This window comes from Streptomyces sp. NPDC094143, assembly GCF_040303825.1.
Lineage (GTDB): Bacteria > Actinomycetota > Actinomycetes > Streptomycetales > Streptomycetaceae > Streptomyces.
Genome location: NZ_JBEOTZ010000106.1, coordinates 1 through 3,359, shown reverse-complemented (window position 1 = coordinate 3,359; position 3,359 = coordinate 1). Strand labels below are relative to the sequence as shown.

Here is a 3,359-nt window from a genome sequence, read left to right as displayed (position 1 = left end):
GTTCGACGCACCGTCCTGATTGATGGCCGAACCCCGCACCACAGCCAGCACCTGATGCCCCCGCGCCCGCGCGTCCGACAACCGCTCCAGCAGCAACACGCCCACCCCCTCGGAGAGGGCGAACCCGTCCGCGTCGGCGGCGAACGGCTTGCAGCGGCCGTCGGGGGCGAGCGCCCGCTGGCGGCTGAAGGCGACGAACGCGCCCGGGCCCGCCATCACCGTGGCGGCCCCGGCGATGGCGAGGGAGCAGTCGCCGTTGCGCAGGGCGCGCACGGCCAGGTGCAGGGCGACCAGCGAGGACGAGCAGGCGGTGTCCACGGTCACCGCCGGACCTTCCAGCCCCAGCGCGTAGGCGATGCGACCCGAGGCCACGCTGGCTGCGGCTCCGGTGGCGAGGTAGCCCTCGTTGTCGCCGGACGCGGCGCGCAGCCGGGTGGCGTACTCCTGGTCGGTGAGGCCGATGTAGACACCCGTGGAGCTGCCGCGCAGCGCCTTGGGATCGATGCCGGCGCGTTCCAGGGTCTCCCAGGCCGTCTCCAGCAGCAGCCGCTGCTGGGGATCCATCGCCGTCGCCTCACGCGGCGAGATGCCGAAGAAGCCGGCGTCGAACTCGGCCGCCCCGTCGAGGAACCCGCTCTCCCGGACGTAGCTGGTGCCGAGATGGTCGGGGTCGGCGTCGTACAGGGCGTCCAGATCCCAGCCCCGGTCGGCCGGCAGCGGCGTGATGGCGTCCACCTCGTCGGCGACCAGTCGCCACAGGTCCTCGGGACTGCGCACGCCGCCGGGGAAACGGCACCCCATGGACACGATCACGATGGGGTCGTCCGCGCGGACCTCGTCCGTGCCACCGGCGTCGGCAGCCGCCGCCCCCTGCGGCTCCGGCTCCGTTCGGCCGAACGCGCGCTCGTCGACGTAGGCGGCCAGGGCCGTGATGCTGGGGTGGTCGAAGACGACCGTGGTGGGCAGGGTCAGCCCGGTGGCGCGGTTGAGCCGGTCGCGCAGGGAGACGGCGGTCAGGGAGTCGAAGCCCATGTCCTTGAAGGCGGTCTCGTCGCCGAGTGCGCCGGCTTCGGCGGGGGTGTGTCCGAGTACGGCGGCCACGTGGGCGCTGACCAGGGCGCGCAGTGCGGCCGGCCGGCGGGCGGGCTCCAGTGCCGCGATGTCGCCCAGCGCGCCGGTGGAGCCACGGGCCTCGGTCCCTTCGCCGCCTTCGTCCAAGGGGGCCGCCTCGGCGTCGGGCAGCTCCCGCAGGAGTGCGCTGCCGCGCACGGAGGTGAAGACCTCGGCGAAGCGCCTCCAGTTCACGTCGGCGACGGCGACACAGGTGTCGTCGTGGTCCAGGGCCTGCTGGAGTCCGGCGATCGCGGAGACGGGCTCGATCACGGGGACGCCCCTGCGCCGGAGGTCGTCCTGCACCGACTCGGCGATCATGCCGCCGCCCGCCCAGGGTCCCCAGGCGACGGAGAGGACGTGGGCCCCGTCGGCTCGGCGGCGCTGGGCACGGGCGTCGAGGACGGCGTTGGCGGCGCCGTACGCGGCGTGGTCGGCGACGCCCCAGGTGCCGGAGATGGACGAGAAGTAGACCACGGCGTCCAGTCGCTCGGTGTCGAGGACCGCGTCGAGGTGTTCCGCGCCCAGCACCTTTCCGGAGAGGGTGGCCGCGAGGTCGTCCACGCCGGCCTCCGTGATCGGCCCGAGCACGCTCACGCCGGCCGCGTGGACGACGGAGCGTACGGGGGTGCCGTCCGCGGCGAGGCGAGCGACCAGGCCGGCCACCGCCTCACGGTCGGCCGTGTCGCAGGCGGCGACCGTGAGCCGGGTGCCGCGCGACCGCAGTTCGGTGCGGAGTTCCTCGACGTGCGGGCCGTCGCCCGTCCGTCCGGTGAGGACGACGTGTTCGGCGCCGTTGTCCGCCAGCCAGCGGGTGACGTGGGCGCCCAGCGCGCCGGTGCCTCCGGTGACGAGGACGGTGCCGCGCGGCCTCCAGGCACGCGGGGCCGTCCTGCCGCCCGTGGGAGCGTGGACGAGCCGGCGGCCGTACGCCTTGCCGTCTCGCAGGGCGACCTGGTCCTCCTCGGCGCCCGCGGCGATGACGTCGGGCAGCAGGGCGAGGGTGCCGGGGGCGAGAGCCGCGGGGACGTCGACGAGACCGCCCCACCTCCTGGGGTGCTCCAGAGCGGCTGCCCGGCCCAGGCCCCAGACACCGGCCTGGACGGGGGACGTCGGTGCGTCGTGCGGGCCCGTTCCCACGGCCCCCTGGGTCACGCACCACAGGGGCGCCTCGATCCCCGCGTCACCGAGGGCCTGGACGAGGGTGAGGGTGCCGGCCAGTCCCAGCGGAACAGCAGGGTGCTCCGGGTGCGGCCGTGTGTCGAGGGACAGCAGGGAGAGGACACCGGTGACCGCCTCGGCACCACCGGTCCGGCCGAGCAGCGCCTGAAGATCCGCCCGGCTCATGTCCCCGGACCCGACGGCGAGGGTCAGGGTGCGGACGCCTCGGTCCTCGAGCGCGGCCCGCACCGCGGTGGCCGCACTGCCGCCCTCGGCGGCTGTGGGGACGACGAGCAGCCAGGTGCCTTCGACGGCGACCGGGGCGGCCGCAGCCGGAAGGGCTCGCCACTCGACACGGTGACGCCAGCCGTCCACCGTGGCTCGTTCCCGGCGCGCCTTGCGCCAGGCCGCCAGTGCCGGGACGACGGCGTGCAGCCCGTCCTGGTCGGAGACACCGAGGGTTGCCGCCAGCTCCGACGGATCGCCTTCCTCCACCGTGCGCCAGAACTGCTCGTCGACCGGATCGGAGGAGTTCCGCTGCTCGGCCTTCGGCGCGTCCAGCCAGTAACGGCGGCGCTGGAAGGCGTAGGTGGGCAGGTCGACACGGCGCGGGGACAGCCCCTCGAAAGCGGCCGTCCAATCGACCGCGACACCACGCGCCCACGCCTCACCCAACGACACATACAAGCGCTCCAGGCCGCCCTCGCCCCGGCGCAGGGACCCCACGACGACGGCATCGGCGCCCGCCGCCTCGACGGTCTCCGCCACCGGAACGGTCAGCACCGGATGCGGACTCATCTCCAGAAACGCACCATGCCCGGACTGGGCGAGCCGCCGGACGGCCGGCTCCAACCGCACCGTCTGCCGCAGGTTGCGGTACCAGTACCCGGCATCCATCTCACCATCGGTGACCCACTCCCCCGTCACCGTCGACAGGAACGGCACCGACGGCTCCCCCGCCGAGACCGGGGCCAAAACCTCGGCCAACTCGTCCTCGATGGCCTCGACATGCGCCGAGTGCGAGGCGTAGTCCACCTCGACACGACGCACCCGGACACCCGACCCCTCGGCGTGCACAACCAGTTCGT

General features: G+C 74.3%; 1 protein-coding gene. It reads right to left on the bottom strand.

The window, feature by feature from the left end; genetic code table 11:
- A partial coding sequence (locus tag ABTZ58_RS39885; protein WP_351368365.1) for an SDR family NAD(P)-dependent oxidoreductase occupies positions 1–3,348 on the bottom strand: 3,348 nt, incomplete at its 3' end.
- Positions 3,349–3,359 lie beyond the last annotated feature (11 nt).